This is a genomic window from Staphylococcus sp. 231237_7MaSpsaltlick, assembly GCF_043107035.1.
In genome coordinates this window covers 1-487 of record NZ_JBICNX010000332.1, presented here as the reverse complement: position 1 = coordinate 487, position 487 = coordinate 1, and the positions used below count along the sequence as shown (strand labels likewise).

Annotated in this window: 1 protein-coding gene; it reads right to left on the bottom strand. The window is 24.4% G+C overall.

Features of this window, described 5'->3' with window-relative positions; genetic code table 11:
• Positions 1-389, bottom strand: a 389-nt coding sequence (locus ACF91D_RS31755) for a glycosyltransferase family 2 protein (RefSeq protein WP_392438697.1), incomplete at its 3' end; no start/stop codon positions are given.
• Positions 390-487: the final 98 nt, after the last annotated feature.

Below are 487 nucleotides of genomic sequence, written 5' to 3'. Positions count from 1 at the left end.
GTAGCATAGTCTGTTTTATTTGATTTTAAAAGTGTATATAATTTTTCAAGTGCATCTGAAGGTAACCAATCATCGCCATCTACAAACATTATATATTTCCCTTTACTTAAATCAATTGATAGGTTACGAGGTTCTGCCGGCGTGCCTGAATTTTCATCTAATTGTACAAATTGATAATTAACAAAGCTTTCGATTTGTTTAGATACAATATCAGGTGTACTATCCGTGGAACAATCATCTACAACTATTATTTCAAAATCACTTTTATCCATTGTTTGATTTAATATACTATCTAGTGTTTTTTTAATAAACTTTTCTTTATTATAAGTACTTATTAGTACGCTAACTTTAATTTTATTATTCTTTGTGTCATTTTTTATAATTTTCATTTTTTACTCCTATATCATTTTGTAATATTTATTCTTTTTATAATTCAATTAGTTATAATTATCATAATATAAATAATGCACTTTTGTATTTAACTCTA